The organism is Leucobacter sp. (assembly GCF_053528595.1).
Window position 1 is genome coordinate 15,507 of sequence record NZ_JAIVPF010000061.1, and the last position, 21,015, is coordinate 36,521.

Annotated in this window: 21 protein-coding genes, 1 tRNA gene and 1 pseudogene; 13 read left to right on the forward strand and 10 right to left on the reverse strand. The window is 71.0% G+C overall.

From position 1 onward, the window contains the following. Nucleotides 1–5 precede the first annotated feature (5 nt). The 7 genes and pseudogenes from ACWKZU_RS12415 (at nucleotide 6) to ACWKZU_RS12445 (ending at nucleotide 7,911) form a co-directional block, all read left to right on the forward strand. The gene (locus ACWKZU_RS12415; RefSeq protein WP_449282637.1) at nucleotides 6–959 is read left to right on the forward strand and encodes a segregation/condensation protein A; all 954 of its coding nucleotides are present in this window, start codon (nucleotides 6–8) and stop codon (nucleotides 957–959) included. Next, the gene (scpB, locus tag ACWKZU_RS12420; RefSeq protein ID WP_449282638.1) at nucleotides 952–1,656 is read left to right on the forward strand and encodes an SMC-Scp complex subunit ScpB; all 705 of its coding nucleotides are present in this window, start codon (nucleotides 952–954) and stop codon (nucleotides 1,654–1,656) included. Before ACWKZU_RS12415 ends, scpB begins: the two co-directional genes overlap by 8 nt. After that, nucleotides 1,643–2,494: pseudogene (locus tag ACWKZU_RS12425) on the forward strand (pseudouridine synthase); the annotation flags it as partial. The gene scpB and the pseudogene ACWKZU_RS12425, both read left to right, overlap by 14 nt. A gap of 425 nt (nucleotides 2,495–2,919) precedes the next feature. After that, complete coding sequence (locus ACWKZU_RS12430; RefSeq protein WP_449282639.1) at nucleotides 2,920–4,062, forward strand: prephenate dehydrogenase; 1,143 nt, start codon at nucleotides 2,920–2,922, stop codon at nucleotides 4,060–4,062. Nucleotides 4,063–4,220: 158 nt separating this feature from the next. Further along, entirely contained in the window at nucleotides 4,221–4,931 is a 711-nt protein-coding gene (gene cmk, locus ACWKZU_RS12435) for a (d)CMP kinase (RefSeq protein ID WP_449282640.1), read from the forward strand. 95 nt (nucleotides 4,932–5,026) lie between these two features. After that, a complete protein-coding gene (der, locus tag ACWKZU_RS12440; protein WP_449282641.1) occupies nucleotides 5,027–6,586 on the forward strand; it encodes a ribosome biogenesis GTPase Der in 1,560 nt (519 codons plus the stop codon). A 425-nt stretch (nucleotides 6,587–7,011) separates the two neighbouring features. Beyond that, on the forward strand, nucleotides 7,012–7,911 hold the full coding sequence (locus ACWKZU_RS12445; RefSeq protein WP_449282658.1) for a DUF817 domain-containing protein: 900 nt from the start codon (nucleotides 7,012–7,014) through the stop codon (nucleotides 7,909–7,911). Between the two features lie 54 nt (nucleotides 7,912–7,965). Here ACWKZU_RS12445 and ACWKZU_RS12450 read toward each other — a convergent pair whose 3' ends face one another. The 3 genes from ACWKZU_RS12450 to ACWKZU_RS12460 all read right to left on the reverse strand — a co-directional run bounded on the left by ACWKZU_RS12450 (nucleotide 7,966) and on the right by ACWKZU_RS12460 (nucleotide 10,932). After that, on the reverse strand, nucleotides 7,966–8,376 hold the full coding sequence (locus ACWKZU_RS12450; RefSeq protein WP_449282642.1) for a DUF4190 domain-containing protein: 411 nt from the start codon (nucleotides 8,374–8,376) through the stop codon (nucleotides 7,966–7,968). A 325-nt stretch (nucleotides 8,377–8,701) separates the two neighbouring features. Then, complete coding sequence (locus ACWKZU_RS12455; protein WP_449282643.1) at nucleotides 8,702–10,255, reverse strand: MFS transporter; 1,554 nt, start codon at nucleotides 10,253–10,255, stop codon at nucleotides 8,702–8,704. Continuing rightward, a complete protein-coding gene (locus ACWKZU_RS12460; protein ID WP_449282644.1) occupies nucleotides 10,252–10,932 on the reverse strand; it encodes a TetR/AcrR family transcriptional regulator in 681 nt (226 codons plus the stop codon). The genes ACWKZU_RS12455 and ACWKZU_RS12460 overlap by 4 nt, the downstream gene beginning before the upstream one ends. Before the next feature lie 179 nt (nucleotides 10,933–11,111). Between ACWKZU_RS12460 and rraA the strand changes: the two genes are divergently transcribed. Next, nucleotides 11,112–11,582 carry a ribonuclease E activity regulator RraA gene (gene rraA, locus ACWKZU_RS12465; RefSeq protein ID WP_449282645.1) on the forward strand — a complete coding sequence of 157 codons (471 nt, stop codon included), beginning with the start codon at nucleotides 11,112–11,114 and terminating at the stop codon, nucleotides 11,580–11,582. A gap of 11 nt (nucleotides 11,583–11,593) precedes the next feature. Then, nucleotides 11,594–12,319 carry a lysoplasmalogenase family protein gene (locus tag ACWKZU_RS12470; protein WP_449282646.1) on the forward strand — a complete coding sequence of 242 codons (726 nt, stop codon included), beginning with the start codon at nucleotides 11,594–11,596 and terminating at the stop codon, nucleotides 12,317–12,319. Here ACWKZU_RS12470 and ACWKZU_RS12475 read toward each other — a convergent pair. Further along, a complete protein-coding gene (locus ACWKZU_RS12475) occupies nucleotides 12,288–13,178 on the reverse strand; it encodes an NUDIX domain-containing protein (RefSeq protein WP_449282647.1) in 891 nt (296 codons plus the stop codon). The two genes, ACWKZU_RS12470 and ACWKZU_RS12475, sit on opposite strands and share 32 nt — an antisense overlap. Before the next feature lie 114 nt (nucleotides 13,179–13,292). Between ACWKZU_RS12475 and ACWKZU_RS12480 the strand changes: the two genes are divergently transcribed. The 4 genes from ACWKZU_RS12480 (at nucleotide 13,293) to ACWKZU_RS12495 (ending at nucleotide 15,978) form a co-directional block, all read left to right on the forward strand. Next, nucleotides 13,293–13,730 (forward strand): pyridoxamine 5'-phosphate oxidase family protein, encoded by a 438-nt coding sequence (locus ACWKZU_RS12480; protein ID WP_449282648.1) that lies wholly within the window; start codon nucleotides 13,293–13,295, stop codon nucleotides 13,728–13,730. 248 nt (nucleotides 13,731–13,978) lie between these two features. Then, a complete protein-coding gene (locus ACWKZU_RS12485; RefSeq protein WP_449282649.1) occupies nucleotides 13,979–14,326 on the forward strand; it encodes a YciI family protein in 348 nt (115 codons plus the stop codon). Between the two features lie 85 nt (nucleotides 14,327–14,411). After that, on the forward strand, nucleotides 14,412–15,728 hold the full coding sequence (locus ACWKZU_RS12490; protein ID WP_449282650.1) for an RNA polymerase sigma factor: 1,317 nt from the start codon (nucleotides 14,412–14,414) through the stop codon (nucleotides 15,726–15,728). A gap of 176 nt (nucleotides 15,729–15,904) precedes the next feature. Then, a tRNA-Pro gene (locus ACWKZU_RS12495) sits at nucleotides 15,905–15,978 on the forward strand. 231 nt (nucleotides 15,979–16,209) lie between these two features. Here the strand turns inward: ACWKZU_RS12495 and ACWKZU_RS12500 are convergent. The 6 genes from ACWKZU_RS12500 to ACWKZU_RS12525 all read right to left on the reverse strand — a co-directional run. Further along, the gene (locus tag ACWKZU_RS12500; protein WP_449282651.1) at nucleotides 16,210–17,361 is read right to left on the reverse strand and encodes a tyrosine-type recombinase/integrase; all 1,152 of its coding nucleotides are present in this window, start codon (nucleotides 17,359–17,361) and stop codon (nucleotides 16,210–16,212) included. 31 nt (nucleotides 17,362–17,392) lie between these two features. Then, the gene (locus ACWKZU_RS12505; RefSeq protein ID WP_449282652.1) at nucleotides 17,393–17,653 is read right to left on the reverse strand and encodes a helix-turn-helix domain-containing protein; all 261 of its coding nucleotides are present in this window, start codon (nucleotides 17,651–17,653) and stop codon (nucleotides 17,393–17,395) included. Continuing rightward, entirely contained in the window at nucleotides 17,574–18,182 is a 609-nt protein-coding gene (locus tag ACWKZU_RS12510) for a hypothetical protein (RefSeq protein WP_449282659.1), read from the reverse strand. The genes ACWKZU_RS12505 and ACWKZU_RS12510 overlap by 80 nt, the downstream gene beginning before the upstream one ends. 5 nt (nucleotides 18,183–18,187) lie before the next feature. Beyond that, entirely contained in the window at nucleotides 18,188–18,643 is a 456-nt protein-coding gene (locus tag ACWKZU_RS12515; RefSeq protein ID WP_449282653.1) for a single-stranded DNA-binding protein, read from the reverse strand. 43 nt (nucleotides 18,644–18,686) lie between these two features. Next, nucleotides 18,687–20,492: a TraM recognition domain-containing protein gene (locus tag ACWKZU_RS12520; RefSeq protein WP_449282654.1), complete on the reverse strand. Its 1,806-nt coding sequence runs from the start codon at nucleotides 20,490–20,492 to the stop codon at nucleotides 18,687–18,689. Further along, a partial coding sequence (locus tag ACWKZU_RS12525; RefSeq protein WP_449282655.1) for a hypothetical protein occupies nucleotides 20,489–21,015 on the reverse strand: 527 nt, incomplete at its 5' end. The genes ACWKZU_RS12520 and ACWKZU_RS12525, both read right to left, overlap by 4 nt.

Here is a 21,015-nt window from a genome sequence, read left to right on the forward strand (position 1 = left end):
CCGTCATGGTCGCGCTCGACATGCAGCACACGGAGCCGGGCGCTGCAGGCGCCTCCGGCGATCCCGGTGCGCCCGGCCCGCCTGAGGAGTCCGGCGCCGGCCATCCCGCGGCGCCCGGTGCTCCCGGCGATTCCGCCGCGCCGGCCGACACGGCTGCGCCCGCGGATTCCGGCGCCTCCGACTTCCGGGTGAAGCTCGAGGTGTTCGACGGTCCCTTCGATCTGCTGCTCAGCCTCATCGGCAAGCACGAGCTCGACATCACCGAGGTCTCGCTCAGCCTGGTCACCGACGAGTTCATCTCCTACCTGGCCTCGCTTGAGGGGCAGGGCCTCGTCGAGCTCGACCGCGCCTCGGAGTTCCTGGTGGTGGCGGCGACCCTGCTCGACCTCAAGATCGCGAGCCTGCTGCCGCAGGGCGAGGCGGTCGACGCCGAGGACATCGCGCTGCTCGAGGCCCGCGACCTGCTCTTCGCCCGGCTGCTGCAGTACCGGGCGTTCAAGCAGGCGAGCGCCTGGTTCAGGGAGCGGCTCGCGGCCGAGGATGCTCGGCACCCCCGCCTCGTACCGCTCGACGCGAAGTACCGCGAGCGCGCGCCGGAGCTCGTGTGGCGGCTCTCGGCCGAGGACTTCGCGGCCATCGCCTTGCTCGCCTTCGCGCCCCGGGAGATCCCCACCGTGGGGCTCGATCACCTGCACGCGCCGCTCGTCTCGATCCGCGAGCAGGCGGCCGTGGTCGTCTCGCTGCTGCGCACGGGAGGGGCCCACAGCTTCCGGGAGCTGATCGCGGGCGTGGGGGAGCGCGGTGTGATCGTGGCGCGGTTCCTCGCGATCCTCGAGCTCTACCGGCGGGCCGCCGTGACCTTCGAGCAGGCGGAGCCGCTCGGCGAGCTGCACGTGCAGTGGACGGGCGAGAGCTGGTCGGACGAGGAGCTTTCGACGCTGGGGAACGACTATGACTGAGACGGAGCACATGGAAGAGACCGCACCCGCCGAGGCCGAGACCGCCGAACTCGCCGAAACCGAGCAGGCCGGCGGGATCGAGACCACCGGGACCGAGGCCCCCGAAGCGGAGACCGAGCTGACCCGGGCCCGCGCCGCGCACTCGCTCGCGCAGCAGCTCGAGGCGCTGCTCATCGTGGCCGACGAGCCGCTCAGCGCGATGGCGCTCGCCACCGCGACCGACCGGCCCGTGCGCGAGGTGCGCGCGGTGCTCGGCGAGCTGGTCGCCGAGTTCGACGGCGACGGCTCGGGATCGGGATCGCCGCGCGGCTTCGAGCTGCGCGAGGTCGCGGGGGGCTACCGCTTCTACGTGCGCGAGAGCCTCGACCCGGTGGTGGCCGACTTCGTGCAGCAGCAGACCCCGGCCAAGCTGTCGCAGGCGGCGCTCGAGACGCTCGCCGTGGTCGCCTACCGGCAGCCGATCTCGCGCGGCGCGATCGCGTCGATCCGCGCCGTGAACGTGGACTCGGTGGTGCGCACGCTGCTGGCGCGCGGCCTCATCACCGAGGTGGGGCAGGATCCCGAGACCACGGCCACGCTCTACGGCACGACGGAGGCCCTGCTCGGCCACCTCGGCATCGGCGACATCTCCGAGCTGCCGCCGATCGCGCCGCTGCTCGACGACGGATCGGAGGGCTTCGAGCATGAGACGCTCTGACGGCGAGGGACTCGGCGGCTCCTTCTCGGTGGACGGCGAGAGCGTCGAGGTCGACCTCGCCGAGTTCGGCTGGGATCGCCCCGTTTCGCAGGATCCGGATCCCGCCTCCGAGGACGACGGCCGCGTGCGCCTGCAGAAGGCGCTCGCCCACGCGGGCGTCGCGTCGCGTCGCGCGTGCGAGGCGCTCATCACGGGCGGCCGCGTCACCGTGAACGGGAGGGTGCAGCGGGAGCTGGGATCCCGCATCGATCCCGAGCACGACGACGTGCGCGTCGACGGCGTGGTGGTGCAGCTCGACGTCTCCAAGCGGTACTTCGTGCTCAACAAGCCGCGCGGCGTGGTCTCCACCATGAGCGACGAGAACGGCCGCCCCGACCTGCGGGAGTTCACCGATCAGATCGACGACCGCCTCTACAACGTGGGCCGTCTCGACACCGACACGAGCGGGCTGCTCATCCTCACCAACGACGGCGAGCTCGCGCACAAGCTCGCCCACCCGAGCTTCGGGGTGAGCAAGACCTACATCGCCAAGGTGCGCGGCCGGGTGACGCCCGCCGTGATCCAGCGCCTCAAGGACGGCGTCGAGCTGAGCGACGGCCCGATCCACGCGGATCGCGCCAAGATGCTGCCCGGCGGATCCGGCAGCTCGCACTCCCTCGTCGAGCTCACACTGCACTCGGGGCGCAACCGCATCGTGCGCCGCATGCTCGCCGAGGTGGGGCACCCGGTCGAGGAGCTCGTGCGGCGGCAGTTCGGGCCGCTGCACCTGGGCACGCTGCGCAGCGGCGAGATGCGGGAGCTGTCGGCGGCCGAGCGCGGGGCGCTGCTGTCGGCGGCCGAGGACGGCGAGGCCGGACGCGGCTCGGGATCCGGCCGCTCGGGATCCGGATCGAAGCGCGGCGCGGGATCGGGTCGTTCGGGATCCGGCGCGAAACGGGATTCGGGCCCCGGGGGATCGGGGGCGAAGCGCGACGGCTCGGGCGGCCGCGGGGCGGTGACGGCCGGGCGGCCGGGCGACGGCAAGGGTGCGCGCGGCATGCGCGGCGTGGCGGCCCGGGGCAACCCGCACGGCCGTGGCGGGCCCGGCGCGGCGAGCGGCGACGCGAAGTCCGCGCGGTCGGGCGGCGGCGCGAGCGGCGACGGCGGCGGGCGCGGGAAGAGCGGACGCCCGGGCGGCACCGACCGCATGAGCGGCGGACGCGGGCAGAATGGGCAGCAGGGTTCGGGGAAGCCCCGCACCGACGGACGGAAACGGAACGGAAGATGAACGAGCTGAGGATCTCGACCCCCGGCATCGGCCGCCAGAGCGGCAACGGGCGCGGAGCGCTCGCCGCGCGCACCCGCGGCTCCGTGCACGTGATCGGCGCCGGTCTGCTCGGCGCGAGCGTGGGGCTGGGGCTGCGCGAGCGCGGCGTCGACGTGACGCTCGAGGATCTCTCGCCGACCACGGTCGCGCTCGCCGCCGACTACGGCGCCGGGCGGGTGCGCACGGCCGAGGATCCCGCGCCGGCCCTCGTGGTCGTCGCGACGCCTCCCGACGTCACGGCCGACGTGATCGAGCGCGCGCTCGCCACCTACCCCGAGGCGGTCGTCACCGACGTGGCCAGCGTGAAGCTCGCCCCCTTCGTCGAGCTGACGCGGCGCGGTGTCGACCTCACGAACTACGTCGGCTCGCACCCGATGGCCGGGCGCGAGCGCGGCGGCGCGATCATGGCCCGCGCCGACCTCTTCAAGGCGCGCCCGTGGATCATCTGCCGCGACGAGGAGACGCCGCCCGACGCCCTCGCGCTGGTCGAGGCCGTGGCGCTCGACCTCGGCGGGGTGCTCATGGAGATGACGCCGGAGGAGCACGATCGCTCGGTGGGGCTCGTCTCGCACCTGCCGCAGGTGGTGTCGAGCCTGCTCGCCGCGCGTCTGACGCCGGCGACCGAGCAAGCCATCGGCCTCGCGGGGGCCGGCCTGCGCGACACGACCCGCATCGCGGCGAGCGACCCGGAGCTGTGGGTGCAGATCCTCGGCGCCAACCGGCAGCCGGTGATCGAGCTGATCGACGCCTTCAGCGCCGACCTCGCGGCCTTCGCCGATGCGCTGCGCGATCCCGAGCAGTCCGGCGCCAAGCGGCGCATCGCCGACCTGCTCGCCGCGGGCAACCGCGGGGTGGCGCGCATCCCGGGCAAGCACGGATCGTCCGAGCACTTCACCACGATCACGGTGCTGATCGACGACCGGCCGGGCGAGCTCGGCCGGCTGCTCACCGAACTCGGAGAACTGGGCATTAACATGGAAGACTTGCGCCTCGAGCACTCGCCGGGCGCGCAGATCGGTTTCGCGGAGATCGCGGTGCTGCCCGAGGTGGCGGAGCGCGCGGTCTCCGATCTCGTCGAACGCGGATGGAGGACGCTGTGAACGATGCTGCACTGCGGAGTGAGCCCACCCGTCAGCCTGCGCGGCAGGACGAGTCCTCCCGTCAGCCTGCGGAACTGAACGAACCTGCCCGTCATCCTGCGCTGCGGGACGAATCCTCCCGTCATCCTGCGCGAGCTCGCGAGTCGCAGGATCCAGACGTGCGCGATCGGGACGAGCCGGTGGCCGCAGCCGCGCCGATCCTCGTGGCGATCGACGGCCCCGCGGGCAGCGGCAAGTCGAGCGTGTCGCGCGCGGCCGCGGTGCGGCTGGGGTTCGGGATCCTCGACACGGGAGCCGCCTACCGCTCGCTGGCGTGGGCCTGCCTGGAGACCGGCACCGATCTCGACGATGAGGCCGCCGTGGTGGCGCTGCTCGACCGCTGGGAGTACTCGACAACGCTGCTCGGGGAGCAGCGGATCGGCGTGGTGCTGCGCGACGAGATGCACGACGTCACCGCCGCGATCCGCGACCACTCGGTCAGTGGGCAGGTGAGCCGAGTCTCGAAGCATCCCGGGGTGCGGGATCGCCTCAACGCGATGTTCCGCGGGATCGTCGCCGAGTCGGGCCTGCCCGGCGTGGTCATCGAGGGGCGCGACATCACCACGGTCGTCGCGCCGGAAGCGCCCGTGCGCATCCTCATGACGGCGTCGCCCGAGGTGCGCGCCCAGCGCCGCGCGGGCGAGCTGGAAGGTCTGTCGCACGAGCAGGTGCTCGCCGACATCGCCGCGCGCGACGCGAAGGATGCGCTCGTGGTGGACTTCATCAACCCCGCACCCGGGGTGACGCTCGTCGACACGAGCGAACTGGACTTCGAGCAGTCGGTGCAGGCTGTGGTCGATATCGTACGAGCGGTGCAAACCGCTCGGTGAACGAGCGAAACGAGGGGGTCCGCCGGTTGAGCGAGCGCAGCGAGTCGAAACCCAGGAACCCCGGTCGCACGAATGAAAATGGAAGTGAGCCGGCAATGAGCAGCGAGAACAACGGACCCGAGGTCTTCGACGCGGCGGCGGTGCCCGAGGACGAGATCATCGTCGGCGAGGACTTCGACGCCGAGGGGATCACCTTCGCCGAGGGCGACGAGGTCACCGACGAGGAGCGCCTGCGCGCCATGCGCTCGAACCTCGACGCCTTCGACCTGGAGGACGAGGACCTCGCGATCATCGGCGAGGACGGCGAGTTCCTCGGCTTCCGCGAGCCCGTCGCCGAGGCGCTGCCGGTGGTCGCGATCGTGGGCCGCCCGAACGTGGGCAAGTCGGCGCTCGTCAACCGCATCCTGGGCCGCCGCGAGGCCGTGGTCGAGGACGTGCCCGGCGTCACCCGAGACCGCGTGACCTACTCGGCGGAGTGGAACGGCACCCGCTTCAGCCTGGTCGACACCGGCGGCTGGGAGCCTGACGCCAAGGGCATCGACGCGTCGGTGGCCCTGCAGGCCGAGGTGGCGATCGAGCTCTGCGACGTCGTGATGTTCGTCGTGGACTCCCGCGTGGGCCCCACCGCGACCGACGAACGCGTGGTGCAGCTGCTGCGCCGCACGAACAAGCCCGTCTTCCTCGTGGCCAACAAGGTCGACGACGCGGTGCTCGAGGCCGAGGCGGCGCAGCTGTGGTCGCTCGGCCTCGGCGAGCCGCACACCGTCTCCGCGCTGCACGGCCGCGGCGTCGCCGACCTGCTCGACCAGGTGATCGAGGCGCTGCCCGAGGAGTCGGCGGTGGCGCAGCCGAAGCTGCTGGGCCCGCGCCGCGTCGCGCTGCTCGGCCGCCCGAACGTGGGCAAGTCGAGCCTGCTCAACAAGGCCGCGGGCGAGGAGCGTGTGGTCGTCAACGAGCTGTCGGGCACCACGCGCGACCCGGTGGACGAGCAGGTCGAGATCGCGGGCCGCGTCTGGACCTTCGTCGACACCGCGGGCATCCGCCGCCGCGTGCACCTGCAGAAGGGCGCCGACTTCTACGCGTCGCTGCGCACCGCGGCCGCGCTGGAGAAGGCCGAGGTCGCGGTCGTGCTCATCGACGTGACGCAGGAGATCAGCGACCAGGATCTGCGCATCATCGACCTGGTGCTCGAGTCGGGCCGCGCGCTCGTGCTCGCGTTCAACAAGTGGGATCTGCTCGACGACGACCGCCGCCGCTACCTGGAGCGGGAGATCGAGCAGGATCTCGCGCACGTGGAGTGGGCGCCGCGCGTCAACATCTCGGCCCGCACCGGCCGCCACCTCGAGAAGCTCGTGCCGGCGCTCGAGACCGCGCTCGAGTCGTGGGACACGCGCATCCCCACCGCGAAGTTCAACGCCTTCGTGGCCGAGCTCGTGCAGGAGTACCCGCACCCGCTGCGCGGCGGCAAGCAGCCGCGCATCCTGTTCGGCACGCAGGTGCAGAACCGTCCGCCGACGTTCGTGCTGTTCACCTCGGGCTTCCTCGACCCGCAGTACCGCCGCTTCATCCAGCGCCGCCTGCGCGAGCGCTACGGCTTCGAGGGCAGCCCCATCGTGCTCAACATGCGCATCCGTGAGCGACGACAGCGACGTTAGGAGCTGGGGTCGTCGCTCCGAAACAGCGATTTCTCGCTGTTTCGAGGATGCGCCGCGCGGCTCCGCCCGCGCGGTGAGTATCGCGTAGCGATTCCTCAAACACATCCGTGAAAGGCGTGCCCGGCGTTGGCCAGGCCCCGCGCCGCACGCTCGCGCAGGAGAGAACCACTCGTGCAGGAGCGAAACGGCGAATACCTCCTGCGCGAGTGGTTTTCTCCTGCACCGGTGGTGGGCTGCGGGGCCGGCGGCGCGTCCCCGGCGCCATCCGCCTCGGGGCGCCCCCAGGCGGCACGCGCTAGCCTCGCAGTGTGGCGCCAGCAGACTCTCCCGAGCCGGATCCCGCGCGCATCGCGCACCCGGATCCCGCACCGCCCCGCGCCCCGGAACCGGCCCCCGCCCCGCACCCCGCCCCCGATCCCGCGCGCATCGCGCACCCGGATCCCGAGCCCGCCCGCCGGCTGACCCGCCTCGAGGCGGCGATCGACCGCGCTGCGCACCGCCTGCTGCAGGGGCGGCCGGAGCGCGGCCCGCGGGCGGTCGCCATCGAGTGCGTGGTCTTCGTGCTCAAGCAGGCGTGGGCGTGCGTGTTCGGCGCGCTGCTGCTCGCCGTGATCGTGGCCGCGCGGCTCTGGTACCCCGACGACGCGCCGCTGGCGCGCAACGACGCCCTGACGATCGCGGCGATCCTGATCCAGGTCGGCATGCTCGCCTTCCGGCTCGAGAGCGGGCGGGAGCTGTGGGTGATCGTGCTGTTCCACGTCACGGGCACGGTGATGGAGCTGTTCAAGACCGATGTCGGGTCGTGGGCCTACGAGGCCGACGGGGTGCTGCGGATCGGTGCGGTGCCGCTCTTCAGCGGGTTCATGTACGCCGCGGTGGGCTCGTACATGGTGCGCGTCTACCGGCTGCACGACCTGCGCTTCGACCGGTACCCGCGCGTCTGGGCCACCACGCTCGTCGCGGTGGGCATCTACGTGAACTTCTTCAGCCACCACTACATCTGGGATCTGCGCTGGGTGCTGCTCGCGCTGGTCGTGCTGCTGTGGTGGCGCACCGTCATGCACTTCCGCGTGTGGCGGGTGACGCTGCGGGTGCCGCTGCTGCTGGTCTTCGCGGGGGTGGCGCTGTTCATCTGGCTGGCCGAGAACATCGGCACCTGGGCCGGTGCCTGGCTGTACCCGCATCAGGAGGGCGGCTGGGAGCCGGTGTCGCCGCAGAAGCTGATCGCCTGGTTCCTGCTGATGATCATCTCGGTGGTCATGGTGACCTGGGTGTACCCGCCGCGCCCGCCCGCGGTCCGGTCGGGATCCGCGGAACGGGCGTAGGGCGGGCGCGGTCGGCCGGGGCCGGCGCGCGGGAGACGGGCGCAGCGCCCGGGATCAGGCCGCCAGGAACGGGATCGTGAAGAAGCCGAAGACGAGCAGCGACAGCACCACGAGCGCGGCGAGCACCGTGAGGGCCAGCATGACGCCGTTGAGCCAGACGCCCCAGAGCGCGAGGGTGCGCTCGGTGGTGCGGCGGCGCAGGGCGATGATGCCGAGGATCAGGCCGGTGATGGGGGCGATGAAGGTCCAGCCGCTGACGACCGACGCGATCCCGAGCACGAAGCTCGTGATGGCGAAGCCGCGGGCGTCCTCGGCGACGGGTGCGCCGGTGGGACCGGCGAACTGCGCGGGCCGGCCGGAGCCGTTCGCGGCGTCTGCGGGCTGCTCGATGCGCGGGATCCGCGTGGTGTCGTCGGCCTGAGCCGCGAGCGCGGTGGTGTCGGGGGTGAGGGCTGCGGAGGTCATGAGCGGTGTCCTTTCGGCTGGGGATCGGGGCGTTTCGTGATGGTTCCACGCTACGTGCGCCGCCCCGCCGGTCGCGTCCTGCCCAGGTATCGAGAGCCTCGTACCGGGGTACCACGGTTCTCGGGCGCGAGGGGCCGGGGACCCATCCGCGCCGTCGATCGATCGGCGCCTTCCGGGGCTCGCATCCTTCACGGGCCCCGGAAGGCGCAAGAGGGTCCGGGATCGATCAGCGCGGCGGGCGGATCAGCGCGGCCCGCGGATGCCGGGCGGATCAGCGGGGTCCGCAGAGGCCCCCGGATCCGCGGCGCGCCCGCGATCCCCCTGCCTAGTGCGACACCCCGGAGACGTCGGTGCCGCGGGGCGCCACGAAGAACACCAGCGCCGCGACCGCGAGCATGATGATGCCGCCCGCGATCCCCGTCGCCTGCAGCGAGTGGGTGAAGGCCACGCCGGCCTCGTGGGCGAGCGCGGGCAGCTGAGCCTCGGCTGAGATCGCCACCGCGGCCCCCAGCGACGCCTCGGCCTGCTCGGCCAGCTTCGCGTCGAGCCCGGCGAGCGCGCCCGAGGCGATGAGCTCGGCGCGGTAGATGAGCGCCGAGATGCTGCCGAGGATCGCGACGCCGAGTACCGCGCCCAGCTCGTAGGAGGTCTCCTCGAGCGCACCCGCGTTGCCGGCCTTCTCCTCGGGGGAGCCGTGCATGATCATCGCCGAGCCGATCGCGAGGGATCCCGTGCCCGCACCCACCAGGGTGAGCGCGATGAGCACGGTGAGCGTGTTCAGCGTGCCCGGCTGCAGGGCGATGATGAGCATGCCGACGCCGGCGAGGCCCACACCGCCCGCCAGCACGGTGCGCGCGCCGATGAGCCGGGCGAGCGGCGGAGCGGAGAGCGAGGCCACGGCGCCGGCGATCGCGATCGGGAAGAGGCGCACGCCGGCCTCGACGGGCGAGGCGCCGTCGACGAGCTGCATCCACTGCGCGATGAGCAGCAGCGCGGCGGCCATGGCGAACATCGACCCGAGCGCCGCGACGATGCCCGCCGAGAACTCGCGGTTGCGGAAGAGCCGCAGATCGAGCAGCGGCGAGTCGCTGCGCACGCAGCGCACGATGAACCAGGCGAGCAGCGCCGCGCCGGCGGCGAAAGCGGCGAGGGCCTCGGGCACGAGGAAGCTCGCCTCCTTGCCGAAGGTCTTGACGGCCCACACGACCAGCGTCATGCCGACCAGGGAGAGCAGAGCCGCCAGGGCGTCCCAGCGGCCGGGCTTCGCCACCCGCGACTCGGGCAGGATGACGATGCCGGCGATGACGCCCGCGATCATCAGCGGCACGTTGATGAGGAACGCCGCGTGCCACGAGAAGTGCTCGAGCAGGAGGCCGCCGATGAGCGGCCCCACGGCGGCGCCGAGGCCCGAGACCGCGGCCCAGATGCTGAGCGCGGTGGCGCGCTCCTTCGGGTCGGTGAAGATGACGCGGATGAGCGACAGCGTGATCGGCATGATCATCGCGCCGCCCACGCCGAGCAGCGCGCGGATCGCGATGACGCCCTCGGCGCTGTCGGCCAGCAGCACGAGCAGCGAGGCGCCGCCGAAGATCGAGTAGCCGAGCAGCAGCATGCGCTTGCGACCCCAGCGGTCGGCGATCGCCGCGAACGAGACGAGCAGGCCCGCGAGCACGAGGGAGTACACGTCGACGATCCAGAGCTGCTGATCGGAAGTGGGGTGCAGCTCGGCCGCCATCTCGGGCAGCGCGATGTTGAGGATCGTCATGTCCATCGTGATGACGAGCAGGCTCGCGGTGAGCACGGCCACGGCGGCCCAGCGCCGACTGCGGCTGAGGGGCGTCTGCGCGGGGGTGGCTGCGGTGTCGATGGGGGCGGTCATGATCTTTCCTGTGCGTCTGGGGTGGTCGGCTGGGTGTGCGCGGATTCCGGGTCGCGGTCGGGTTCCCGGCCGTGGTCGGGGGCGGGATCCGGATCGGGGTCGACGGGCATCGCGGCGAGGGCGCGCAGCACCCGGGTGATCTCGTGGTGCTCGAGGGGCTGCTCGTGCAGGCCCGCGTGCATGGTGACGCCGTCGAGGTAGACGGCGATGGCGGCGGCCCGCTCCCGGCCGATGTGCTGCGCGAGCATGTCGGTGAGCCGGTCGGTCCAGCGCAGCGCCAGGGGGCGCAGCCGCGGGTCGGTGACGCCGGTGGTCATGAGCGCGATGTCGGCCTGGAGCACGCGGGTGTCGCGCAGGTACTCGAGGAACTGGTCGACGGCGCGATCCGGGCTCGTCACGAACTCGGTGAGGTGCGGTTCCATGTGGGCGAGCTCGTCGTCGATCTCGTCGGAGAGCTGCTGCAGCGCGGTCTCGCGCAGGTCGTCGATCGAGCTGAAGTACTGGGTGGTCGACCCGAGCGGCACCTGCGCGCGGGCGGCGACGGCTCGGTGGGTGAGCGCGGCGGCCCCGTGCTCGACGATCAGCGCGGTGGCGGCGGCGAGGATCGCGCGGCGGCGGCCCTCGGGGTCGCGGCGGCGCCGAGTGGGCTTGGTCGTGGGGTCGGCGGAGTCCGACATGGCGCGCTCCCGTCTGCTGATCGCGATCTAATGAACATATGTACATGTACTTTTGTACAGTAAAGATGATCCGCGCGCAAGTTTTCCTCCCGTGGCTCGCCTGACCCGTTTGACGGTGGATCCGGGTAGCGTTATCCCTACCGGGGCTCCAGCGCCCCGGTTCGGAGGGAGAATCGACGATGTCGCAGATCAGCACTGCAGACCTGTACGACGAGCGGGGGGAGAAGCTGCAGTCGGTGTCGCTGCAGTTTCAGAACATCGGCGGCATGAGCGGCTTCAGCGGCCCCGTGCGCACGGTGCGATGCTTCCAGGACAACGCGCTGCTCAAGGAGCTGCTGAGCAGCCCGGGCGACGGCGCCGTGCTGGTGATCGACGGCGGCGGGTCCCTCGAGACCGCGCTCGTCGGAGACGTGATCGCGAGTCTCGCGGTCGACAACGGCTGGGCCGGGCTCATCGTCAACGGCGCGATCCGCGACCGCGTGGCGCTCGGCACGCTGCCCTTCGGCGTGAAGGCGCTCGGCTCGAACCCCGCCAAGTCGACCAAGACCGGCGCGGGCGAGGTCGACGTGCCCGTGGAGATCGGCGGCGTCGTGTTCCGGCCCGGCGCGGCCGTGTGGTGCGACGACGACGGGATCCTTGTCGAGCCCTGACGCGCGTTCCGATGACGCCCCGCACCCGCGCGCTGCTGCCGTTCGCGCCCTACGCCGCGATGTCGGCGGTGCACGTGGTCGCGCTCTTCCTCGAGCATCCGATCCACGCGCCCACCAAGCTGCTGCTCATGCCGCTGCTCGCGCTCGGGGCTCTCTGGGCCGCGGCGTCACCGGCGCCCGGGTTGCTCGGGGAGCGCGGCGCGCGGGGCGCGGTCGCGCTGCTCGTCGTCGCGGTGGGATGCTCGTGGCTCGGCGACGGCGCCGCCACGTTCTTCCCGATGTTCGACGACGAGCTGCCCATGATGCTGCTCTGCTTCGGGCTGGCGCACGTGGGCTATGTGCTGCTGATGTGGCGGGTGCGCGGGGTGGCCGTGCGGCGCTTCCCGGCCTGGTCGATCGTCTACGTCGCGGCCTACGCGGCGCTGATGGCGCTGCTCGTGCCGCACACCGGGGCGCTCACGGTGCCCGTGGTGATCTACGGCCTGCTGCTCGTGGCGACCGCGGCGATGGCGTCGCGCTGCGGTGCGGTGATCGCGTGGGGCGGGGCGTGGTTCCTCGTGTCCGACGCGATCCTCGCGTTCCGCATCTTCGTGCCCGAGGTGATGCCGGCGTGGACGAGCGGAGCGGTGATGCTCACCTACACGCTGGGACAGGGGCTCATCGTGGCGGGCGTCGTCGCGGCGCTGCGCCGGCGGGTGGCCGCGCCTAGTCCGGCAGCAGCCGCAGCAGCTTCTTGACGCCGCGCGTGGTGGCTCCCGCGGCGTGCGCGCGCGTCTTGAGCTCGGCGTCGCTCGTCACCACGGCCACGGCGCGGCCGGCCGCGGCGAAGGCCGAGGCCTCGGCGACGATGGCGTCGTCGCCCAGGTCGGGCGCGTCGACCACACGCACGTGCGGGCTGCTGTCGATCCCGCGCGCCACGCCCTCGGCGACCATCACCCACTCCGGGTAGGCGCGCTCGAGGCCCGAGACGCGCGTCTCGGGCAGGTCGAGGAAGCCGGCGCGGATCCCGCTCTCGTGCACGGCGAGCAGCTCGAGGCGGTCGCGCAGCCGCTCGGCGGCGGCGCGGCGATCCTTCCACCAGCCGTCGGGCACGCTGCCGATCACGTTCGCCGCGTCGACCACCACCGCCGGGGAGGCCGTGAGCAGCGGCCGCAGCAGCTGCCAGCTCGCGGCGAAGGCCGGGTGCAGCGGGCGCTCCTCGACCTCGTCGACGTGCACCCACTCGAGCGCGTGGCTCTCGGGGTCGGTGATCCTCGGGATGAAGGGCGTCGCGACCTCGGCGATGAGCGTGGTGTAGGTCCAGCCGCCGCGATCCAGCACGTGCGTGTAGCGCGGCGCGACCGCGTGATCCGGCACCCCCGCCTCCTCCTGGGACTCGCGGATCGCGCCGGCGATCGCGGCCTCGCCCTCGTGGCGGGCGCCCCCGGGAATGCCCCAGGTGTCGCCGTGGTCGCTCCAGGTGACGCGGTGCTGCAGCAGGATGGCGTCGAGCGCGCGGTCGTGCGCGAGCAGTCCGGCCGCGCCGAAGCGCCCCCAGTAGCGCCCGCCGTCGGCTGCGGTGACCCAGGCGTCGCCGGGATTTCGGAGGTCGCTCATGGTTTCAGCGTAGCGGGACCGGGTCGCGGCGTGTCTGGGCATTGCGTGGGGTTGCCGGTGGGGCGCCGATCCCGCGCTCTTCCCTCTGCCGCACGATCGCGCAAGAATGAAGGCATGAGCGAGAACGAGAAGTCGAGCGCGGTGCTGTCGGAGAGCGAGTGCTGGGTGCGTCTCGGCACGCAGGAGGTGGGGCGCCTCGTGACGAGCGTGGGCGAGGTGATCGACATCGTGCCGATCAACTTCGTGCTCGACGGGCGGTCCATCGTCTTCCGCACCGCGGCCGGCAGCAAGCTCGTGGAGCTGACGATCAACAACTCGGTGCTGTTCGAGGTCGACGAGATCGGCGCGACCGAGGGGTGGAGCGTCGTGGTGCGGGGCCGGGCGCGGGCGCTCGAGCAGGAGGATGAGATCCTCGCCGCTGAGGGGCTGCCGCTGCGGCCGTTCGTGCCCACGCTCAAGCCGACCTTCGTGCGCGTCGACATCGAGGAGCTCACGGGGCGCGCCTACGAGTTCGGCCCCGAGCCGCGGCGCGAGGATCAGCAGGAGGGGTAGCGCGTGCCCGGCGGCGACCGCTCGATGAGCGGGTGCGGCCGATCCCGCGCGCAGCGTGCGCACTACGCGCGTCCTGCGCGTCCTGTGCATCCCGCGCATTCCGCGCAGCCCGCGCGGAAGTTTTTCTCCCGGCGCTGTCGATCCCGGCCGGTCCCGTTCGTCACTCTCATGTCGGACGGTTCGGTCCGGCGTTCCGATCCCGCCCGATCTGCACCGCGCAGGCGGCGGAGTGAAGCCGAGGAGGAATCATGAAGTACGCACTGATGCTCATGGGGCATATCGATGACCCGGCGTGCGGCGAGGACGGGGGCGCGAGCCCCGAGGAATTCTTCGCCTTCGACCAGGAGATCACCGAGGCCGGGGTCGTGGTGACCTCGTTCGCGCTCGAGGATCTCGATCAGGCCGTCACGGTCGGCAGCGACGCGCAGGGGGAGCGGGTCGTCTCGTCCGGGCCCTTCGCCGAGGTGCGGGAGTTCGTGGGCGGCGGTTACATCATCGACGTGGCCGACATCGATGAGGCGATCGCGTGGGCGCGCAAGAGCCCGGCGTCGGCGCCGGGCGGGCACGTGGAGATCCGCCCGCTCGCCCCGTATTGAGCCGCCGGCGTGTGCTCCGTGATCTGCGCCCTACGCTCCGCGTTCCGCGCTGCGTGCACCGCGCCTCGGGATCCGGGACCGGGCCATGACGTCGGATGAGGTGCGGCGGGCGCTCGCGGCGATCGACCGCGACGCCCGCGCCCGGATCCTCGCCACCCTGGCGCGGCGCTTCGGCGATCTCGACCTCGCCGAGGACGCCTTACAGGATGCCCTGGCGCAGGCGCTGCGCACCTGGCCGCGCACCGGTGTGCCGGAGTCTCCCGAGGCGTGGCTCAAGACCGCGGCCAAGCGGAAGGCGCTCGACGTCGTGCGGCGGGAGAGCGTGCTGGCGCAGAAGCTGGCGCGGCTGCGCATCGAGGAGGAGCGCGCGCCCGTGCCGGCCGGGTTCGAGGATCCCGCGGCGGTCGTGGACGGCGCGCGGGATCCCGATCCGGTGCCCGACGACCGGCTGAGCCTGTTCTTCGCGTGCGCCCACCCGGTGATGAGCCCTGAGGATCGCGTCGCGCTGACGCTCCGCTTCGTGGGCGGGCTCACGACCGCCGAGGTGGCGCACGCGCTGCTCGTGTCCGTCGCGACGATGCAGCAGCGCATCGTGCGGGCGAAGAAGCGGATCCGCACGCTCGGGGTGCCGTTCGGCGAGCCGCCGCGCTCGGAGATCCCGGAGCGGCTGGCCGGCGTGCAGAAGGTCGTCTACCTCATGTACGCGGAGGGGTTCGCCCGATCGGCAGGGAGCGGGCACGTGCGCGACGACCTGACCGCCGAGGCGATCCGGCTGGCGCGGGTGCTGCGGGGGCTGGTGCCGGGTTTCGCGTCGGCCGAGGCCACGGGCCTGCTGGCGCTGCTGCTGCTCACGGAGGCGCGGCGGCCGGCGCGGATCAGCGCGGCCAACGGGCGGCCCGTGCCGCTCGCCGAGCAGGATCGCGGGCTGTGGGACCGCGAGCTGATCGCGGAGGGGCTCGCGCTGGCCGAGGCGGCCGCCGGTGCTTCGGGCGCCGGCACCTACGCGATCCAGGCAGCGATCGCGGCGGTGCACGCCGAGGCGGCCTCGTTCGTGGGGACCGACTGGGAGCAGATCGCGGTGCTCTACCGGCTGCTCGAGACGCACGAGCCGGGGCCCGTGGTGCGGCTGGGGCGCGCGGTGGCGCTGGGGCGGGCGCGCGGCCCCGCCGTGGGGTTGCGGCTGCTCGACGCGCTCGCCGCCGACGATGCGCTGCAGCGGTTCCGGCCGTTCCACGTGGCGCGGGCCGTGACGCTCGAGGAGCTCGAGGAGTTCGCTCTCGCCGCCGCTGCGTACCGGCGTGCGCTGGAGCTGCCGGGCAACGAGGCCGAGGACGGGTTCCTGGCGGCGTCGCTGGAGGAGATCGGCGGGGCGCGGGGGAGCTCCGGGGCGCCCGAGGGCTGATTGGGTGCGGCTCAGCGCTCTTTTGCCGCGTGGTCATTTGCGGGCCCGGAGTATGGGTAAGATAGAGGGGTTGCTTCGCGAAGGCGTGGTGGCAACGGGCTGTGGCGCAGCTTGGTAGCGCACTTGACTGGGGGTCAAGTGCGGTAACGACTCGGTACGGCTCGAAAATAGAACAACGGGATGTGGCGCAGCTTGGTAGCGCACCTGACTGGGGGTCAGGGGGTCGCAGGTTCAAATCCTGTCATCCCGACGGAAAAGCCCTGATGAGAAGCCATTTCTCGTCAGGGCTTCCTTCGTTTCTGGTGACCTCCGGAGCCTTCGGCTCGAGGGCCACGATCGAGCGTGATCACTGGCCGAGGCTCGAGTTGATTGGCCGCTCAATACGGATCTAGTGGGCCAAATAGTGGAAATCTAGTGGGCCAAAATCCGGGCACAGTGACATCTCGATCCCATTCAGGACCGAGTGGAATGGCGCGGTGGGTCAGAGCTGTGGGCCCTGTCGGCGGGGTTCCTCCTTCCTGGTCTTGGGGCGTGCGAGAAACTGGTTCGCGAGCTTGGCAGCTTCGTTGAGCTGTCGGTGGTCGGGATGCAGGTATCCCTTGGTGGTCTCGATCGACGCATGCCCGAGGATGCGTTGCAGAACGTGGAGCGGTACCCCTGCGTCTGCGAGCCAGGTGGCTCCCGTATGGCGGAGGCCGTGCCTGGTGAGGTTCGGCAGTCCGAGCTCGACCACGAGCTGATCCCAGTTCGTTGCATCCCGGACAGTCGCCGTGGTGAGCACTCCACCTCTGGGGCCGCGCAGGAGCGGATCACCGGGCTGCTTTCCCGCAGACAGGCGGATGAGTACCGGTTCGAGCGCATCGAGGATTGGAACGTAGCGCACGTTGCGGCCCTTGGTCTGCTTGCGCACGAGGCCTCCCTTGCCGGGGTAGATTTGCCGCTCGATGGTGACGATCCGGTTCTTCCAGTCGATGTCGCCGACTTCCAATCCTGCGACTTCGGAGCCTCGTGCAGAGAGCAGCGCACAGAGCATGACGTGGTCCGAGTAGCTCTGGTTCACCTCCGCGCACTTCTCAGCGAGCGCGGTCAGCGTCTCGATGTCGGAGATCGCATAGGCGCGCAGGGCTCCGGGCTTGAGCGTTGAGTCGTGGTTGAGTGTGCGACGCGCCCGATTCTTCGCCGGGTTCGAGGGAATCACCTCATCTCGCACCGCCACGTCGAGGACGCGCACGAGGGGCCCGATGGAGTTCTTGATCGTGGAGGGTCCGTATTCGGTTTCCCACTGGTCGATCGTGCGGTCGATGACGCCGGTCGTGATCTTGCTCACTTTCAGATGGCCGAGCGCTGGGAGCACTCGGAGTCTGAGCCCTGCGTCGTATCCCGAGACGGTGGAGGTCACGTCGAGCCCTCGTTGCCAGCGATCGCCGATGGACTCCACATAGTCTGCGAGCGTCACCAGGAGGTTCGCCCCGGTCTCCGTCGCTTGCCGCATGGTTTCGAAGAATGCCTCGGCCTGATCCGTTGTCTCGACGAGCTCGGAGCGGCTGGGGCGTTTCTTCGTCTGCGGATCGGTCCATCGCACTCGGGCGAGGTATCCGTTCCCGCGGCGCTCGATGCTGGTGGAGAGCTTCACTCCGACGGGAGGCATCTTGTGCTGGTGCGGGTCAGCCACGATCGCGCTCGCGTTCCAGTACCCAGGCCCGCACGGTCGGCGGGTTGTAACGGGCCACGCCTCCGACGCTCACGAAGGGTGGACCCTCGGACTGGCGCCGCCAGCGAGAAAGCGTTGCCTGCGAGACGTTCAGGAACTCGGATGCTTCACGCGAGTTCCACAATGGTTCCACCTCATCTGGCGTCGCGTACATGATCAGCCGCTCGCTTCGCGCGAATGAACTCGTCTTCGATGTCCTGCCGTGCCTGGACATCGGCCGCCACGAACGCAACGAAGTCCTCGTCTCGGTTCGGTATCACCACATCCTCGATGGGCGGCTGAGGTTTCTCCCCCGGCCAGGTCGTCTGCCGTGTCGGGCGATCGCGGTCGATCCGAGTACCGCACGTAGCGACCCACTCGCGCAGCCGTTCCCGGGCGAGCGCAAGATCCGTGTGCCAGGCGATGGGGCCCGATCCTGACTGCTCGGGGTCGTAGCTCGCGACCCAGTGCAGGTGCAGGGCGGACAGCTCCCACAGGAGCTCTGGGTGCCGATACCAGAACGGCGGGACGATACTGGCCGGCAGGCCGTAGGTCTTCCTCAGCCAATCGACCCACTGGCTGAGCGCAAGCCATTCAGCTTCCGCGTCGCCTGACGAGAGCAGGTTCCAGTTGATCGGGCGGGGAGGTTCGGGCAGCGTCGTGCCGGCCATGAGCCGGTCGTAGAGGTCGTCTTCCTCGAACTCGGCGTCGAGGTCGTCGTCAGGTTCGACTGCGGGGTCGCCATCCATGGAGAGGCCGTTCATGGCAGTCACACGCTCAGTGCGGCCGGGCGGGCAACCGGCGGTGTACGGAACTCGACCGCGGACGCAGCCGTTGGCGGCTCGTGCTGAGCCGGTGCAATCGTTCGGGGTGTGCGTTCGACCGTGTAGCGGCGGCGTGAGGTGTCGAATAGGAGCTTGGCAGTCAGGAACTGCTGTTCCTCGATCTTGTTGCCGCGATGCTCGTAGGTGCGGGTCTTGAAGTCGCCGAGGGCGACAACGTCGTCGCCTTCCGTGAAGTCGTTGAAGGCCTCCTCGGCGTTCTCGCCGAGCATCACCAGTTTGATGTAGCTCGTGCCGAGCAGGGTGAAGCTGCCGTCGTTCTCGTTTCGGTAGTGCTTTTGCCCGAGCTGGGCGATGAAGAGTGAGAGATCGTCGGGCAGGCGCTTGAGCTGTGGCCGGCGGGCGATGTAGCCCTGGATCGACTTCCTGGTTCGAACGTCCATCGCTGTGTCCTTTGCAGTCACCGTCGCGCCCGGTGCGCGACCTCTAGGAATCAGGTGCGCTCGCCCCGCCTCTGGTCGCATCACTCCGAAGGCTGACTTCAACCGAGACTCGGTCAGCAACGAGCTGCGAGCCATCTGCTCGCTGGGTCCAGCGGCGCAGCCGGGTGACGATAGGCGGGGCAGAACGGAGCAGCACGAGGCCCGTGCCGAATGGAAGCCTTCGGATGGTGTCTGGCGGCATGACCGGCACCCGGCGGATCGAGCGCTGCGCGGATCGTGAGCCGTGGTCGCCGACGGTCGTGGAGTCGGTGATCTCATCTCGCTCGCCGATGAGTGTCGAGAGGTCTTGGAGGTCGCGGCTGTTGGATGCGCCGCCGAGGATGATCTTCACGATCGCGGCATCCCAGATCGCGGATGCCGCGTTGTCCGACCACTGTTCACGGGCCTGCGCAAGCGACTGCAGGACGGGCATCGTCGTGATGCCGGTGCCGCCGCCTTCGGCCATGAGCGTCGGCAGCGATGGCAGCGGGCTGAGGTTCGCGACTTCATCGAGGGCGAGCAATAAGGGCGGGTCGAGTCTCGCCCCCGGGCTGCGAGCGGCCAGCCGGCGGGCTGCTTCGACGACATCTTCGATGAGCGCCGCGACTAGCGGGGCGCTGTTGTTCGCGCCTGCGGCTGTTGCCAGGAGGTAGAGGGTGCCCTTCTGTTCGAGGAACGCTTCGGGGTCGAAGATTTCATCCGGGCCCGGGGTGACGGCGTCAAGCACGCGCGGGTCGGCGAGGGCGGCGAGGGCGAGTGAGACGCCCTGCCAGATCGAGTCTCTGGTGCGCGGGTCGGCTTCGAGCATGGCCTGCAGTGCCTCGGCCCAGCCTCCGGCCGCGCGCGGGTGCGTGCCGAGGATGGAGACGGCATCGCCCGCGGCGGCGGGATCGAGCGTCCAGCGGAATAGATCGGCTGGTTGCCGGCCGTCGAGGGCTGCAGCATGTAGCAGGCATTGGAGCGCGACGCGGGTTTTCGCTTCCCAGAAGTCGCCGCCTTCGACGCCTCCCTTCCCTAGCCCTGTGGCCGAGGCAAGGCCCGAGGCGCGGATCATCGCCGTCAGCGGCGCATCGCATCCACGGACAGGCGACCAGCGCAAGCCAGCCGGGATACCAGTAGCGAGGCCTTGCGGGTCGAACACCGCGACGGGGCCGATGCGCTCGCGCGCACGGATGGTCGCGGTCACATTGTCAGGCCGCGTCGAGGTGGTCACTACAGCGCCTGGGGCGGAGAGGATCGAGTTGATGACGACATGCACCCCTTTCCCGCTTCGGGGCGGCCCGATGAGCAGGATCGAGTCTTCAACCGAGGCCCACACCTCGACCCCGCGCGACGCCCCGACCCGGTACCCCACATCGGCCGGTTCCGGGTGGTCGAGAGAGGGGCGCAGGTTGCCGGCGCGTGCGAGCAGGGCACGCGGAGATCCGGCTCTGGCGACTTCGGCCCGGGTGGCGATTCCGGCGATGCGGTACGGGTCCATCGCCTGGCGCCGGCCGTGATGCCGGATCGCCGACCATATCCACCAGCCGGCTGCGGCGACCGTGAGGATCAGGACGCCCGCGACGAACCAGTAGACAATCGTGTTCAGGCCGGGCGCATCGAGTGCAGTTGCGGGGTCGGCGGGGCGCAGGAGCACTCCGGCACCAGAACCGATCCCTCCGGTAGGCGGCGCAGAACCGGTAAGGAACGCGGCGACGCTTCCCGCGCCCCGGAGGATCGCCGCCAGGATCGCCAGCGCGGCAAGCCCGACGAGGGCGGCGTTTGTGAGCTCGTCGCCGAGACTCCCGGTCGGGCGGATCGGGGAACTCATTGCGGTTGCCCAACGCAGACCGTCGCCGAGATGCGGCCCAGCAGCACGGCTTCGCCCGTGGGCGAATGCTCAAGATAGCGGGAGTCGATCAGTGCCCGTACGATCCCGTCCGGCCCTGACTCGGCGTGCGCGATGATGATCGCCACCGCGACCTCCTCGCCGGGGATCATCCCGGACCCGGCGAACTGCATCAGACGCGGCACCGGCCCTGGCTCCGCTGCGGGCGCGACCTGCACGGAGGACTCAGCGGAAGGTGCCTGGGGTTCGGCCTTGCGGGGTGTGCGTGGGGTGTAGAAGTCGGTGATGGTGCGGCCGTCGGTCTCGATCACATCGACGCGGAGGGTGCGGCCGGTCTGCTGACTGATCGCGTCGACGACCGCGGGGAACGACGCACGCCGCCAGGGCGGCGAGAACTCGGGCGGCAGATACGGTGCCCCATCGACAGTGACGCCCAGAGTGCCGTCGTCCGCGACGAAGATCCGAACCATCACGGCAGTCGGGTCGGTGTGCTTCAAATGATCGC

Excerpts from the sequence above, each read along its gene's own strand:
- ACWKZU_RS12415 (WP_449282637.1), top strand. The coding sequence starts at position 6 with ATGGTCGCGCTCGACATGCAGCACACGGAGCCGGGCGCTGCAGGCGCC.
- rraA (WP_449282645.1), top strand. The coding sequence starts at position 11,112 with ATGTCGCAGATCAGCACTGCAGACCTGTACGACGAGCGGGGGGAGAAG.
- scpB (WP_449282638.1), top strand. The coding sequence starts at position 952 with ATGACTGAGACGGAGCACATGGAAGAGACCGCACCCGCCGAGGCCGAG.
- ACWKZU_RS12460 (WP_449282644.1), bottom strand. The coding sequence starts at position 10,932 with ATGTCGGACTCCGCCGACCCCACGACCAAGCCCACTCGGCGCCGCCGC.
- der (WP_449282641.1), top strand. The coding sequence starts at position 5,027 with ATGAGCAGCGAGAACAACGGACCCGAGGTCTTCGACGCGGCGGCGGTG.
- ACWKZU_RS12485 (WP_449282649.1), top strand. The coding sequence starts at position 13,979 with ATGAAGTACGCACTGATGCTCATGGGGCATATCGATGACCCGGCGTGC.
- ACWKZU_RS12455 (WP_449282643.1), bottom strand. The coding sequence starts at position 10,255 with ATGACCGCCCCCATCGACACCGCAGCCACCCCCGCGCAGACGCCCCTC.
- ACWKZU_RS12520 (WP_449282654.1), bottom strand. The coding sequence starts at position 20,492 with ATGAGTTCCCCGATCCGCCCGACCGGGAGTCTCGGCGACGAGCTCACA.
- ACWKZU_RS12490 (WP_449282650.1), top strand. The coding sequence starts at position 14,412 with ATGACGTCGGATGAGGTGCGGCGGGCGCTCGCGGCGATCGACCGCGAC.
- ACWKZU_RS12480 (WP_449282648.1), top strand. The coding sequence starts at position 13,293 with ATGAGCGAGAACGAGAAGTCGAGCGCGGTGCTGTCGGAGAGCGAGTGC.
- ACWKZU_RS12475 (WP_449282647.1), bottom strand. The coding sequence starts at position 13,178 with ATGAGCGACCTCCGAAATCCCGGCGACGCCTGGGTCACCGCAGCCGAC.
- ACWKZU_RS12505 (WP_449282652.1), bottom strand. The coding sequence starts at position 17,653 with ATGTCCAGGCACGGCAGGACATCGAAGACGAGTTCATTCGCGCGAAGC.
- ACWKZU_RS12510 (WP_449282659.1), bottom strand. The coding sequence starts at position 18,182 with ATGAACGGCCTCTCCATGGATGGCGACCCCGCAGTCGAACCTGACGAC.
- ACWKZU_RS12515 (WP_449282653.1), bottom strand. The coding sequence starts at position 18,643 with ATGGACGTTCGAACCAGGAAGTCGATCCAGGGCTACATCGCCCGCCGG.
- ACWKZU_RS12430 (WP_449282639.1), top strand. The coding sequence starts at position 2,920 with ATGAACGAGCTGAGGATCTCGACCCCCGGCATCGGCCGCCAGAGCGGC.
- ACWKZU_RS12450 (WP_449282642.1), bottom strand. The coding sequence starts at position 8,376 with ATGACCTCCGCAGCCCTCACCCCCGACACCACCGCGCTCGCGGCTCAG.
- ACWKZU_RS12470 (WP_449282646.1), top strand. The coding sequence starts at position 11,594 with ATGACGCCCCGCACCCGCGCGCTGCTGCCGTTCGCGCCCTACGCCGCG.